Source organism: Pseudonocardia hydrocarbonoxydans (genome assembly GCF_006539565.1).
GTDB classification, from domain to species: Bacteria; Actinomycetota; Actinomycetes; order Mycobacteriales; family Pseudonocardiaceae; genus Pseudonocardia; species Pseudonocardia hydrocarbonoxydans.
Genome location: NZ_BJNG01000030.1, coordinates 106782 through 117879 on the forward strand (window position 1 = coordinate 106782; position 11098 = coordinate 117879).

The following is an 11098-nucleotide window of genomic DNA, read 5'->3' on the forward strand; positions in this document are numbered from 1 at the left end:
GCCACGACTCAGGGGCGCGGAGCCGGCGACTCGCGGGGGGTGGTGCGGCGCAGGCGGCGGGTGAGCAGGCCGTGCTTCGGGGACAGCAGCAGGGCCACGACGAAGCAGGCCGAGCAGACCAGGCCCATCGCCCCGGCGATCGAGCTGTCGTAGGTGACCGCCAGCGCGTGGCCCGCGACCGCTCCCACCCAGCCGACGCCGACCGCGAGGGCGACCATGACGACCAGCCGGTCGGTGAGCAGGTACGCCGTGGCCGCGGGGACGATCAGCATCGTCACGACCAGGATGGCGCCGACGGCCTCGAACGCCGCCACCGCCGTGACCGCGACGGCCACCAGCAGCAGCCGCGACAGCAGCTGTGGGCGCAGCCGGACGGTGGCGCCGAAGGCCGGGTCGAACGTGGTGGCCTTGAGCTCCTTCCACAGCAGCGTGACCATCGCCAGGTTGAGCAGCACCACCACCGCCAGCGTGACGGCCGCGCGCGCCACGCCCACCCCGCCACCGAGGTCGACGGAGTCGAACGGGACGAAGGCGATCTCGCCGTAGATGGTGGAGTCGAGGTCGAGGTGGATGCCGTCGGCGTAGCGGGTGACGCCGAGGACCCCCAGGGAGAACAGGGCCGGGAACACCAGCGCGATCGCGGCGTCCGACGCCATCAGCCCGGTGGCGCGCAGGGCATCGATGCCCAGGACGCACAGCACCGCGAACGCCGCCGCCCCGACCACGACGGGCAGCGGGGCGCGGGTCTGCCAGACCAGCCACACCGCGACGATCCCCGGCAGCACGGCGTGACTGACGGCGTCCGACAGCAGGGCGATCCGGCGCAGGACGAGGAACGGGCCGAGCAGGCCGCACGCGGTGGCGACCAGCCCGGCCACCACGACGATCACGACGTCATCGGACACGACGCCCCCTGTCGACGACGAGCACGGAAGGCGACGCCCCAGCGACGGCGCCCCCCGTGCTCAACCTGCGCAGCTGCTCGACCGCATCGTCGCCGAGGCTGCCGCGCAGGTCGGTGGGATCGGGCTCCCGGGCGTCGGGCAGCTCGACGAGTGCGCCGTGCTCCAGCCAGGCCGACCACAGCGCACGGCGCTGCGCCAGCTCGTCGGCGGCGCGCTGGCCGGCGGGGGTCAGGCCGGTGTCGTCGAGCAGCCCGGCGCGGCGCAGCGAGAGCCGGGCGAGCCGGTCGGACAGCGAGCGCACCGGCGCGTCGGGAGCGGCGCCGGACTCCCGGGCGAGCACGGCGTCGCGCAGCACCCGGCGGCGCCGGGCGGCCAGGCGGGCGGCGCGCCACAGCACCCCGCGACCGGGGGCCAGCAGCACCGCCAGCAGCGCCAGCGCGAAGCCGACGAGCACGATGACCGGCCCGGTCGGCAGCTCGGAACGGGTGGCGGCGAGCGACCCGGTGATCCCGACGACCGCGCCGACGACGCCGGCCAGCGGCAGCACGAGGACGAACCGGTCGGCGAGCTGGCGGGCGACCACCGTGGGTACGACCAGCATCGCCACCATGAGGATCGCGCCGACCACCCGCACCCCGATGACGACGGCGACCACCAGCAGCCCCGTCATCAGGACCTCCAGCGCACGCACCGGGAGCCCGACGGAGCCGGCATAGGAGGGGTCGAACAGGGTGGTCGTCAGCGCCCGGCGCAGCACCCCGACTACCAGCAGCCCGAGGCCCCCGAGCACCGCCATCACGACGACGTCGCTCTCCAGCAGGCCCGCGGCCTGGCCGAACAGGTACTTCTCCAGGCCGGCCTGGTCGGCGTCGGCGGTGCTGGCGATGTGGGTCAGCAGCACGACACCGAGGGAGAAGAAGCCCGAGAGCACCACGCCGATCGCGGTGTCGGGCTTGATGCGGCCGGTGCGCTCGATGCCGACCATCAGCAGCGCGGCGACCAGCCCGGCCGCTGCGGCCCCGACGAGCAGGCCGGGGACGTCCTTCACCCCGGCCACCAGGAACGCGACGCAGACGCCGGGCAGCGTCGAGTGCGCCACCGCGTCGCCGACGAGGCTGCGCTGCCGCAGTACCGCGAACGTGCCCAGCACGCCGCTGGTGACGCCCAGCACGAGCGCGCCGAGCACCACGACGGTGTCGGTGTAGGGCAGGCCGAACATCAGCCCGCCCAGGCCACGGCCTCGTCGGGCACGCCGTACGCGCTGCGCACCGCGCTCGCCGTCAGCACCTCGGCGGTGGGGCCGCAGCCCAGCGCGCGCACGTTGAGCAGCAGCGTCCAGTCGAACGAGGCCCGCACCTGCGCCATGTCGTGGTGCACGACGATCACCGAGCCGCCCTCGTCGCGGATACCGGCGAGCAGCTCCAGCAGGTCGGACTGGGTGCGGGCGTCGATGCCGGCGAACGGTTCGTCCATGACGAGGACGGGGGCCTGCTGGGCGAGAGCGCGGGCCAGGAACACCCGCTGGCGCTGCCCGCCCGACAGCTGCCCGATCTGGCGCTTACCGTATGCGGCCATGCCGACGCGCTCCAGGCACTGCGCGGCGATCGCGCGGTCGGCCCGGCCCACCCGGCGGAACCAGCCGGTGGCCCGGTAGCGGCCCATCGCGACGACCTCGCCCACGGTGATGGGGAAGTCCCAGTCGACCGACTCCCGCTGCGGCACGTACGCCACGTGCTCCAGCGCCCCCGGGCCCTCGACGTCGTCGATCAGGACCCGGCCCGCGTCGGCGGGGACGAGGCCGAGCGCCGCCTTCAGCAGCGTCGACTTGCCCGCCCCGTTGGGGCCGACGATCGCGCAGAGCCGCCCGGCCGGGAAGTGGGCGTCGACCTCCCACAGCACGGGGGCCGACCGGTAGGAGACGGTCAGCGACCGGACCTCCAGCGCATGGCCGGTGCGGGTCCTCGGGGCGGGTGCGGGCATGAACATCTCAGCTTCCCAGTCCGTCGGCGATCAGGTCGGCGTTGGCGCGGAGCATCCCGACGTAGGTGCCCTCCGGAGTGCCGGGCGAACCGGCCGCGTCGGTGTAGAGCTCCCCGCCCACGGTGACGGTGGCGCCGCGCTGCGCGGCGGCCGCGATCAGGGCGTCGATCGTCTGGCGCGGCACGCTGGACTCGACGAACACCGCCGGCACGCCGCGGGCGGAGATCAGCTCGGCGACCCGCTCGACGTCGGCGGTGGTGGCCTCCGCGGCGGTGGAGATGCCCTGGATGCCGGCCACCTCCAGGCCGTAGCGGCGGCCGAAGTACTCGAAGGCGTCGTGCGAGGTGACCAGCAGCCGTCGCTCCGGCGGGATCTGCGCCATCCGCTGCGCGACGTAGGCGTCGAGCTCGGTGAGCTCGGCGAGGTAGGCGTCGAGGTTGGCGGCGTAGTCGGCGGCGCGGGCCGGGTCGCGCTCGGACAGCGTGGTGGCGATCGTGCGGCTGACCTGCTTCCACAGCTCCACGTCGAACCAGACGTGCGGGTCGTACTCCTCGTCCGTGCCGGGGGCGGGGGCGAGCAGCTGCGCGCGCGGGATCTCCTCGGTGACGGCCCTGGTGAGCTGGCGCGCGGCGAGCTCGTCGAGCAGCTCGGCCATCCGGCCCTCCAGCTGCAGCCCGCCGTAGAAGATCACGTCGGCGTCGCGCAGCGTCTGGACGTCGCCCGCGCTCGCGCGGTAGAGGTGGGGGTCGACGCCGGGGCCCATCAGGCCGGTGACCTCGACGCTCGCCCCGCCGATCCGCTCGACGGTGTCGGTGATGAAGTTGGTGGTGGTGGTGACGCGGACCGGGCGGTCGCCGATCGGCTCGTCGCCCGACGCGGCCGTGGACGTGCAACCGGTGAGCAGGGCCAGGCCGACGACGGCGGCCGCGATCAGGCGCCTCATGCCACGACCCGGCCGTGCACGAGGTGGGTGAGCGGGTCGCCCAGTGCGTGCTCGATGGTGCCGATGCGGACCCACAGGGGGCCGCCGAAGGGCTGTCGTCCGGTCACGTCGATCCTCACTCCGGGGTGGATCCCGAGGTCGGCCAGGTAGCGCAGGGCGGCACTGTCGCGGTCGTAGACCCGCTCGACGTCGAACGCCGAGCCGGCGGGGGCGGCGTCGAGGCGGACCCCCCAGTCCTCGTCGAGCCCGCCGGTGCCGCGGGGGATCGGGTCGCCGTGCGGATCGCGCTCGGGACGGCCCAGGTGGCGGTCGATGCGGTCGAGCAGCCGGTCGGACACCGCGTGTTCCAGGGCGTCGGCCTCGGCGTGCACCTCGTCCCACGGCACGCCCAGCTCCTGGGCGAGGAAGGCCTCCAGCAGGCGGTGACGGCGTACCACGTCGCGGGCGTGGGCGGCGCCGTGGTCGGTGAGTGCGGCGAGGTGGCCGTCGGTGCGCCGGAGCAGGCCCGCGGCCGTCAGCCGCTTGAGCATGATCGAGACGGTGGGCGCGCTGACGTGCAACGCGTCGGCCAGCGCAGAGGTGCTGACCGGCTCGCTGCGCCCGGCCCGCACGAAGACGACCCGCAGCGTGTCCTCCACCGCGGAGGTGTGCGGCAGCGCGCAGCAGTCGAGCACTCGATCGCCGATCATTAGTCTCCTCTAACTACCGGTTGCAGCGAGGCTAACCGATGCTCTACCCGATCCCAACCCGGGTGATCGTCGCAACTTGCGACATAGGGTCACGGGTGTGCTGCCACGGACGATCGACTGGGACCCGGGCGGCCACGTCGTCCTGGTCGACCAGACCGCCCTGCCCGCACTGCGGACGACCGCGGTCGCCGACGTCGACGCGCTCGTCGACGCGATCCGCAGGCTGGTCGTGCGCGGGGCGCCGGCGCTCGGCGTCGCCGGGGCGCTCGGCGTCGCCCTGGCCGCGCGCACGCTCGACGGCCCCGCGCTCGACGCGGCCTGCGACCGGCTCGCCGCCGCCCGGCCCACCGCGGTGAACCTCGCCGTCGGCGTCGCCCGGGCCCGGGCCGCGCTGCCGGGCGGGCCCGACGCCGTGCTCGCCGCCGCCCTGGCCCTGCGCGACGAGGACATCGCCGCCTGCCACGCCATCGGCGACCGCGGGGCCGACCTGCTCACCGCGCTGTGCGGCGAGCGCCCGCTGCGCCTGCACACCCACTGCAACGCCGGCGCGCTGGCCTGCGTCGAGTGGGGCACCGCGCTGGGTGTGGTGCGCTCGCTGCACGCGCGGGGACGCGTCGCGCACGTCGTCGCCGACGAGACGCGCCCGCTGCTGCAGGGCTCGCGGATCACCGCGGTCGAGCTGGCCGCGATCGGCGTCGCGCACCACGTCGTCGTCGACGGGGCGGGGGCGTCGGTGATCGCGCGCGGGCTCGTCGACGCCGTGGTGGTGGGGGCCGACCGGATCGCCGCCGACGGCGACGTCGCCAACAAGATCGGCACCTACCCGCTCGCGCTGGCCGCGGCCCGCGCCGGGATCCCGTTCGTCGTGGCCGCCCCGGAGAGCACCGTCGACCCGGCGACGCCCGACGGCGCGCACATCGAGATCGAGGAGCGCGCCGCGGACGAGGTGTGCGACGGCCCGGCCTGGAACCCCGCGTTCGACGTGACGCCGCACGACCTGGTCACCGCGATCGTCACGGAGCGGCGGGTCTGGCGTCCGTGACCACCCCTGCCGGGACGGCGTCGGTCCCGTTCCGGGCGATGCTCGTGGCCACCGTGCTCGGGTTCGGCGGGTACGCGCTGCTGTTGCCGGTAGTCCCGTCGTGGGTGGCGGGGGCCGGGGAGCTCGCGGCGGGTGCGACGACCGGCGTCCTCATGCTCGCGACGATCGCCACCCAGCTCTGCGTGCCGTGGCTGGTCGCGCGCCTGGGCTACCGGCTCGTGCTGGGCATCGGCCTGGTGGCGCTCGGCGCGCCGACACCGCTGCTGGCACTCTCGCCCGCGCTGGGTCCGGTGCTGGCGGTGTCGGCCGTGCGGGGGGTGGGGTTCGGGCTGCTGACCGTCGTCGGGAGCGCGCTGGTGGCCGAGCTCGTCGCTCCGGCCGAGCACGGGCGGGCCGCGGCGCGCTACGGGGTGGCGATCGGCCTGCCGCAGCTCGTGCTGCTCCCGGCCGGGGTCGCGGTCGCGCAGACCGTGGGGTTCACGCCGGTGTTCGTCGCGGCCGGGGTGGCGCCGCTGCTCGGGGCGCTCGCCGTACCGTGGGTACGGGCGCCGCGGCCCGTCCCCCGGCCGGTGCCGGCCGGGGTGGTCGGGGAAGGGGAGGTCCGGGGCGGGGCGGTCGCGGCCGGGCCGCTGGCGGCGATGCTCGGCTGCTCGATCGCCCAGGGCGGGCTCATCACGTTCCTGCCGCTGGCCGTGCCCGGCGCCGGGCTGTTGCCGGCCGCGGCGCTGCTGGTCACCGCGCTGGCGGCGCTGCTCGGCCGGTCGCTGGCGGGCCGGCTGGTCGACCGGCACGGGCTGGGGGGCCGGCTGCTGCTGCCCGGCGTGCTGCTCGTCGCGGCCGGGATGGGCGTGGAGGTGGTCGGTCTGCAGGTCGGCGCGGCGGTGCTGGTGGGCTCGGCCCTCGTCGGCGTCGGGTTCGGGCTGGTGCAGAACGACGCCCTCACCACGCTGTTCGCCGCCGGTGGGCCCGCAGGCTACGGCCGGGCCAGCGCGGCCTGGAACATCGCCTACGACGCCGGGACGGGAGCGGGGGCCGTCGGGCTCGGGGCGGTGGCGGAACCGTTCGGGTTCCGGGCCGCGTTCGGGCTCTCGGCGCTGCTGCTCGTGGTGGTGGCGCCGGTGGTCAGGCCGGGGCGGCGGTCGGGATCCCGTGGGCCCGGGCGGCCTCGGCCAGCCGGTCGTCGTAGGTGAGCAGGAGCTCGACGTCCTCGCGTATCAACAGGGCGGTGGCCAGATGGATCGCGTCGAGCGAACGCAGGAGCGGGTCGGGCAGATGGCCGGCCGACGCGATGACGGCATCGCCGATCGCGATCGCCTGCACCCGGTCGAGCAGGAGATCGACGCGCGGCAGCCGCCGAGGAGCCCGGCGCGCGGTGCCCCGGCGCGCCTCCACCCACAGCAGCGTGCTGGAGATCAGTTCGGCGCCCGGATCGTCGAGGAGGCGCTCGACCGCGGGCGTCGAGTCGTCGGGGAAGACGACCCGCAGCAGCGCCGAGGTGTCGATGTAGATCAATACCGTTCCTCGTCGCGCATTCGCATGAGCTCCTCGAACGGCGAGCTCTCGTCCGGCTCGGCGGGTGGCGGGGACCCGATCTCGGCCAGCAGGTCGCGCATGCTCCCCGCGGCGGGCCGGACCTGGCCCGCCGCGACCATCCGCTGGTACGTCGTGCGCGGCTCGTCGATCGGCTCCAGGTACGCCACCAGCTCCCCGCGGTCGGTGACGGCGATGCGCTGGCCCTGCTTCACCTTCGCCAGGTATCGCGATGCGTTCTGGCGCAGTTCGCGGACACCGATGGTCTCGGCCGCTTCCTTCATGCGACCACGGTAGCACTCGATGTGCTACCGATCAGCTGCCCTTCGCGATCCACTCCTCCAGGTGCGGGGCCTCGTCGCCGATGCTCGTGGCGTCGCCGTGCCCGGTGCGCACGGTGGTGGCGCCGGGCAGCGTGAGCAGCGTCGTGCGGATCGACTCGATGATCGTGTCGAAGTTCGAGTACGACCGCCCCGTGGCGCCGGGCCCGCCCTGGAACAGGGTGTCGCCGGAGAACACGGTGCCCAGCTCCGCGGAGTAGAGGCACGACGAGCCGGGGGAGTGGCCGGGGGTCTGCAGCACCCGCAGCTCGATGCCGCCCGCGGTGATCACCTGTCCGTCGGCCAGCTCGCCGTCGGGCTGCCGGTCCGGCCAGGTCATGTCCCACAGGACCTTCTCCGCCGGGTTGAGCAGGATCGGGGCGGAGAACCGGTCGGCCAGTGCGGGGGCCTGGTTGACGTGGTCGTCGTGGGCGTGGGTGCAGACGACCGCCTTCACCGTGCGCCCGCCGACCGCCTCGGCGATCTTGTCGGCGTCGTGCGCGGCGTCGATGACGAAGACCTCGCGGTCGTCGCCGACGATCCACACGTTGTTGTCGACGTCCCAGGTGCCGCCGTCGAGGGAGAACGTGCCGGAGGTGACGAGATGGTCGATCGGCCCCATCAGAAGACCACCACCGAACGCAGCACGTCGCCCTTGTGCATCTTCTCGAACGCCGCCTCGACGCCGTCGAGCGCGATGGTCTCGCTGACGAACTTCTCCAGCGGCAGCCGGCCCTGCAGGTGCAGGTCGACGAGCATCGGGAAGTCACGGCTGGGCAGGCAGTCGCCGTACCAGGAGGACTTGGTGGCCCCGCCGCGGCCGAACACGTCGATCAGCGGCAGCTCCAGGGTCATGTCCGGGGTCGGGACGCCGACCAGTACGGCGGTACCGGCCAGGTCGCGGGCGTAGAAGGCCTGCTTGAAGGTCTCCGGGCGGCCCACCGCGTCGACGACGACGTCGGCGCCGTTGCCGTCGGTGAGCGCCTGCACGCCCTCCACCACGTCCTGCTCCCGGGCGTTGATCGTGTGGGTGGCGCCGAAGCCCTTGGCCCACTCCAGCTTCCGGTCGTCCATGTCGATCGCGATGATCGTGGACGCGCCGGCCAGGAACGCGCCCGCGATGGCCGCGTCGCCGACGCCGCCGCAGCCGATGACGGCGATGGACTGGCCGCGGCCGATGCCGCCGGTGTTGATCGCCGCGCCGATGCCGGCCATGACGCCGCAGCCCAGCAGGCCCGCCACCTCGGGCTTGACCGCGGGGTTCACCTTCGTGCACTGCCCGGAGTGGACCAGGGTCTTCTCGACGAACGCCCCGATGCCCAGCGCGGGGGAGAGCTCCTGGCCCGACTCCAGCGTCATCTTCTGCGCGGCGTTGTGGGTGGAGAAGCAGTACCAGGGCTCGCCGCGGCGACAGGCCCGGCAGGTGCCGTCGACCGCGCGCCAGTTGAGGATCACGAAGTCGCCCGGCGCCACGTCGGTGACGCCGTCGCCCACGGACTCGACGATCCCCGCGGCCTCGTGGCCGAGCAGGAACGGGAACTCGTCGTTGATCCCGCCCTCGCGGTAGTGCAGGTCGGTGTGGCACACGCCGCAGGCCTGGACCTGGACGACGGCCTCACCGGGGCCGGGATCGGGGACGAGGATCGTCTCGACGGAGACGGGCTCGCCCTTCTTCAGTGCGACGACCCCGCGGACGCTCTGCGGCATGGTGGTACCTCCTGGATGTCGGCTCATGCGGAGCCTGCCATGTGACGCCGCCCGGGTACCGTCCGGGACGTGATCGAACTCGATGGTGACGACGACGTCGCGGTGCTCCGGCTGGCCCACGGACCGGTCAACGCCCTGGACCCGGAGCTCTGCGACGCGGTCGCCGCCCGGTTCCGGGACCTGGCCACGGGCCCGGCCCGGGCCGTCGTCCTCACCGGATCGGGTCGCGCGTTCTCCGCCGGGGCCGACCTACGCCGCCTCCTCGCCGACGGCGAGCCGTACGCGCGGCGCTTCGTCCCCGCGCTCGACGGCCTGTTCCGCAGCGTGTTCGAGCTGGGCAAGCCGGTGGTGGCCGCTGTCAACGGGCACGCGATCGCCGGTGGTGCGGTGCTGGCCGCGGCCGCCGACGCGGTCCTGATGGCCGAGGGGAGCGCGCGCATCGGGCTCCCGGAGCTGGCGGTGGGGGTGCCGCTGCCGCGGGTCGCGGTGGAGGTCGTCCGGTACGCCGTGGGCGACCAGGTGGCCCGGCGCCTGATCACCGGCGCGGCCACCCACCTCCCCGCCGAGGCGCGGGCGCTGGGCCTGGTCGACGACGTGCTGCCCGCCGACGAGGTGCTGCCCGCCGCGGTCGACCGGGCCCGCACGCTCGCCGACTCGATCCCGGCCGACACGTTCGCGTTCACCAAGGCGCAGCTGCGCCGAGAGGCCCTGCACCGGATGGACGCCGCGGGCGAGGAGGCCGAGGCGACGGTGGCGCTGTGGATCCGCCGCGCGTCCGACGGGTGGACCGCCCGTTACCTGGAGTCGGTCACCCGGCGCTAGCCCGGCTACCGTTCCCGCATGCGGAGCCTGGCGCTGGGAGTGGTGGGTGGGGCGGGCCGGCCCGGGCCGGGACGGGTGGTGGCCCGGTCGCCGGAGGGCGTCGTCGACATCGGGTCGCTCGCCGACGTCGAGGGCGGGCCGCACGCCGACCTGCTCGCCGCCCCCACCCTGGACGCCCTGCTCGCCGCGGGGCGCCCGGCGTGGCGGGAGGTGCACGGCTGGCTCGCGCCGCGCCTGCGCACCGACCACGCGCCGTACGTGCTGCCCCCGGCCGGGCTGGAGCTGCGGCTGCCGTTCACGGTGGCCGACTACGTCGACTTCTTCGCCTGCGAGCAGCACGCCGTCAACGCCTCGGAGATCTTCCGCCCGGGTGCGCCGCCGCTCGCGCCGAACTGGAAGCACCTGCCGGTCGGCTACCACGGCCGGGCGGGCACCGTACGCGTGTCGGGGACGCCGGTCGTGCGGCCGTGGGGGCAGGTCGCCGCGGGGGAGCTCGCGCCGACGCGGCGGCTCGACCTGGAGGTCGAGCTGGGTTTCGTGCTCGGCCCGTCCGACGGGCCGGTCACGATCGACGACGCGCTCGACCACGTCTTCGGGGTGGTGCTGCTCAACGACTGGTCGGCGCGCGACGTGCAGGCCTTCGAGTCGCGCCCGCTGGGGCCGCTGCTGGGCAAGTCGTTCGCCACGTCGATCTCCGGCTGGGTCACCCCGCTCGACGAGCTGGCCGCCGCGTGGACCGATCCGCCGCCGCGCGACCCCGTCCCGCTGCCCCACCTGCTCGGGCCCGGCGACCGCGGCCTGGACATCGCCCTGGAGCTCACGATCAACGGGGAGACGGTCTCCCGGCCGCCCGCGGTGGACCTGTACTGGACCGTCGCGCAGCTGGTCACCCACCTGACGACCAACGGGGCCCCGCTGCGGGCGGGCGACCTGCTGGGCTCCGGGACGGTGTCCGGCGCCCGCCGCGACCAGCGCGGCTGCCTGCTGGAGCTGGGCTGGGGCGGCACCGAGCCCGTCGCGCTGGGCGGCGGTGCCACCCGCACGTGGCTGGAGGACGGCGACGAGGTCGTCATCAACGCGACGGCGCCCGCCGTCGGGGGCGGTCGCCTGGAGCTGGGCGAGGTGCGCGGCCGGGTGCTCCCGGCCCGGGACGCCTAGGG

At 74.9% G+C, this 11098-nt stretch carries 13 protein-coding genes; 4 read left to right on the top strand and 9 right to left on the bottom strand.

Features of this window, described 5'->3' with window-relative positions; genetic code table 11:
• Window positions 1-8: 8 nt before the first annotated feature.
• The 5 genes from PHY01_RS17550 to PHY01_RS17570 are packed head-to-tail and all read right to left on the bottom strand — an operon-like array spanning window position 9 to window position 4517.
• Entirely contained in the window at window positions 9-905 is an 897-nt protein-coding gene (locus tag PHY01_RS17550; RefSeq protein WP_141280035.1) for a metal ABC transporter permease, read from the bottom strand.
• Window positions 895-2124, bottom strand: a complete 1230-nt coding sequence (locus PHY01_RS17555) for a metal ABC transporter permease (protein ID WP_141280037.1) — start codon at window positions 2122-2124, stop codon at window positions 895-897. The genes PHY01_RS17550 and PHY01_RS17555 overlap by 11 nt, the downstream gene beginning before the upstream one ends.
• The gene (locus PHY01_RS17560; RefSeq protein ID WP_218030200.1) at window positions 2124-2885 is read right to left on the bottom strand and encodes a metal ABC transporter ATP-binding protein; all 762 of its coding nucleotides are present in this window, start codon (window positions 2883-2885) and stop codon (window positions 2124-2126) included. Before PHY01_RS17560 ends, PHY01_RS17555 begins: the two co-directional genes overlap by 1 nt.
• 7 nt (window positions 2886-2892) lie before the next feature.
• A complete protein-coding gene (locus PHY01_RS17565; protein WP_141280041.1) occupies window positions 2893-3828 on the bottom strand; it encodes a metal ABC transporter solute-binding protein, Zn/Mn family in 936 nt (311 codons plus the stop codon).
• Entirely contained in the window at window positions 3825-4517 is a 693-nt protein-coding gene (locus PHY01_RS17570; RefSeq protein ID WP_141280043.1) for a metal-dependent transcriptional regulator, read from the bottom strand. The genes PHY01_RS17565 and PHY01_RS17570 overlap by 4 nt, the downstream gene beginning before the upstream one ends.
• A gap of 100 nt (window positions 4518-4617) precedes the next feature.
• Here PHY01_RS17570 and mtnA point away from each other — a divergent pair, with 100 nt between their 5' ends.
• Both mtnA and PHY01_RS17580 read left to right on the top strand, forming a co-directional pair.
• Window positions 4618-5559, top strand: coding sequence for an S-methyl-5-thioribose-1-phosphate isomerase (gene mtnA, locus PHY01_RS17575; protein WP_170183867.1), 942 nt, complete (start codon window positions 4618-4620; stop codon window positions 5557-5559).
• Entirely contained in the window at window positions 5556-6749 is a 1194-nt protein-coding gene (locus PHY01_RS17580) for an MFS transporter (RefSeq protein WP_246085974.1), read from the top strand. Before mtnA ends, PHY01_RS17580 begins: the two co-directional genes overlap by 4 nt.
• On the opposite strand, the gene PHY01_RS26605 is transcribed toward PHY01_RS17580, so the two are convergent.
• The 4 genes from PHY01_RS26605 to PHY01_RS17595 are packed head-to-tail and all read right to left on the bottom strand — an operon-like array spanning window position 6682 to window position 9116.
• Window positions 6682-7071: a type II toxin-antitoxin system VapC family toxin gene (locus tag PHY01_RS26605; RefSeq protein ID WP_170183864.1), complete on the bottom strand. Its 390-nt coding sequence runs from the start codon at window positions 7069-7071 to the stop codon at window positions 6682-6684. The genes PHY01_RS17580 and PHY01_RS26605 overlap by 68 nt on opposite strands.
• Window positions 7068-7373 (bottom strand): type II toxin-antitoxin system prevent-host-death family antitoxin, encoded by a 306-nt coding sequence (locus PHY01_RS17585; protein WP_141280046.1) that lies wholly within the window; start codon window positions 7371-7373, stop codon window positions 7068-7070. The genes PHY01_RS26605 and PHY01_RS17585 overlap by 4 nt, the downstream gene beginning before the upstream one ends.
• Before the next feature lie 31 nt (window positions 7374-7404).
• On the bottom strand, window positions 7405-8031 hold the full coding sequence (locus PHY01_RS17590; protein WP_141280048.1) for an MBL fold metallo-hydrolase: 627 nt from the start codon (window positions 8029-8031) through the stop codon (window positions 7405-7407).
• Window positions 8031-9116, bottom strand: a complete 1086-nt coding sequence (locus PHY01_RS17595; RefSeq protein WP_141280050.1) for an S-(hydroxymethyl)mycothiol dehydrogenase — start codon at window positions 9114-9116, stop codon at window positions 8031-8033. The genes PHY01_RS17590 and PHY01_RS17595 overlap by 1 nt, the downstream gene beginning before the upstream one ends.
• Window positions 9117-9185: 69 nt before the next feature.
• On the opposite strand from PHY01_RS17595, the gene PHY01_RS17600 reads away from it, so the two are divergent.
• Window positions 9186-9938, top strand: coding sequence for an enoyl-CoA hydratase/isomerase family protein (locus PHY01_RS17600; RefSeq protein ID WP_141280052.1), 753 nt, complete (start codon window positions 9186-9188; stop codon window positions 9936-9938).
• Between the two features lie 18 nt (window positions 9939-9956).
• Window positions 9957-11096 carry a fumarylacetoacetate hydrolase family protein gene (locus PHY01_RS17605; protein WP_141280054.1) on the top strand — a complete coding sequence of 380 codons (1140 nt, stop codon included), beginning with the start codon at window positions 9957-9959 and terminating at the stop codon, window positions 11094-11096.
• Window positions 11097-11098: the final 2 nt, after the last annotated feature.

Excerpts from the sequence above, each read along its gene's own strand:
- PHY01_RS17555 (WP_141280037.1), bottom strand. The coding sequence starts at position 2,124 with ATGTTCGGCCTGCCCTACACCGACACCGTCGTGGTGCTCGGCGCGCTC.
- PHY01_RS17560 (WP_218030200.1), bottom strand. The coding sequence starts at position 2,885 with ATGCCCGCACCCGCCCCGAGGACCCGCACCGGCCATGCGCTGGAGGTC.
- PHY01_RS17565 (WP_141280041.1), bottom strand. The coding sequence starts at position 3,828 with ATGAGGCGCCTGATCGCGGCCGCCGTCGTCGGCCTGGCCCTGCTCACC.
- PHY01_RS17570 (WP_141280043.1), bottom strand. The coding sequence starts at position 4,517 with ATGATCGGCGATCGAGTGCTCGACTGCTGCGCGCTGCCGCACACCTCC.
- PHY01_RS17585 (WP_141280046.1), bottom strand. The coding sequence starts at position 7,373 with ATGAAGGAAGCGGCCGAGACCATCGGTGTCCGCGAACTGCGCCAGAAC.
- PHY01_RS17590 (WP_141280048.1), bottom strand. The coding sequence starts at position 8,031 with ATGGGGCCGATCGACCATCTCGTCACCTCCGGCACGTTCTCCCTCGAC.
- PHY01_RS17595 (WP_141280050.1), bottom strand. The coding sequence starts at position 9,116 with ATGCCGCAGAGCGTCCGCGGGGTCGTCGCACTGAAGAAGGGCGAGCCC.
- PHY01_RS17605 (WP_141280054.1), top strand. The coding sequence starts at position 9,957 with ATGCGGAGCCTGGCGCTGGGAGTGGTGGGTGGGGCGGGCCGGCCCGGG.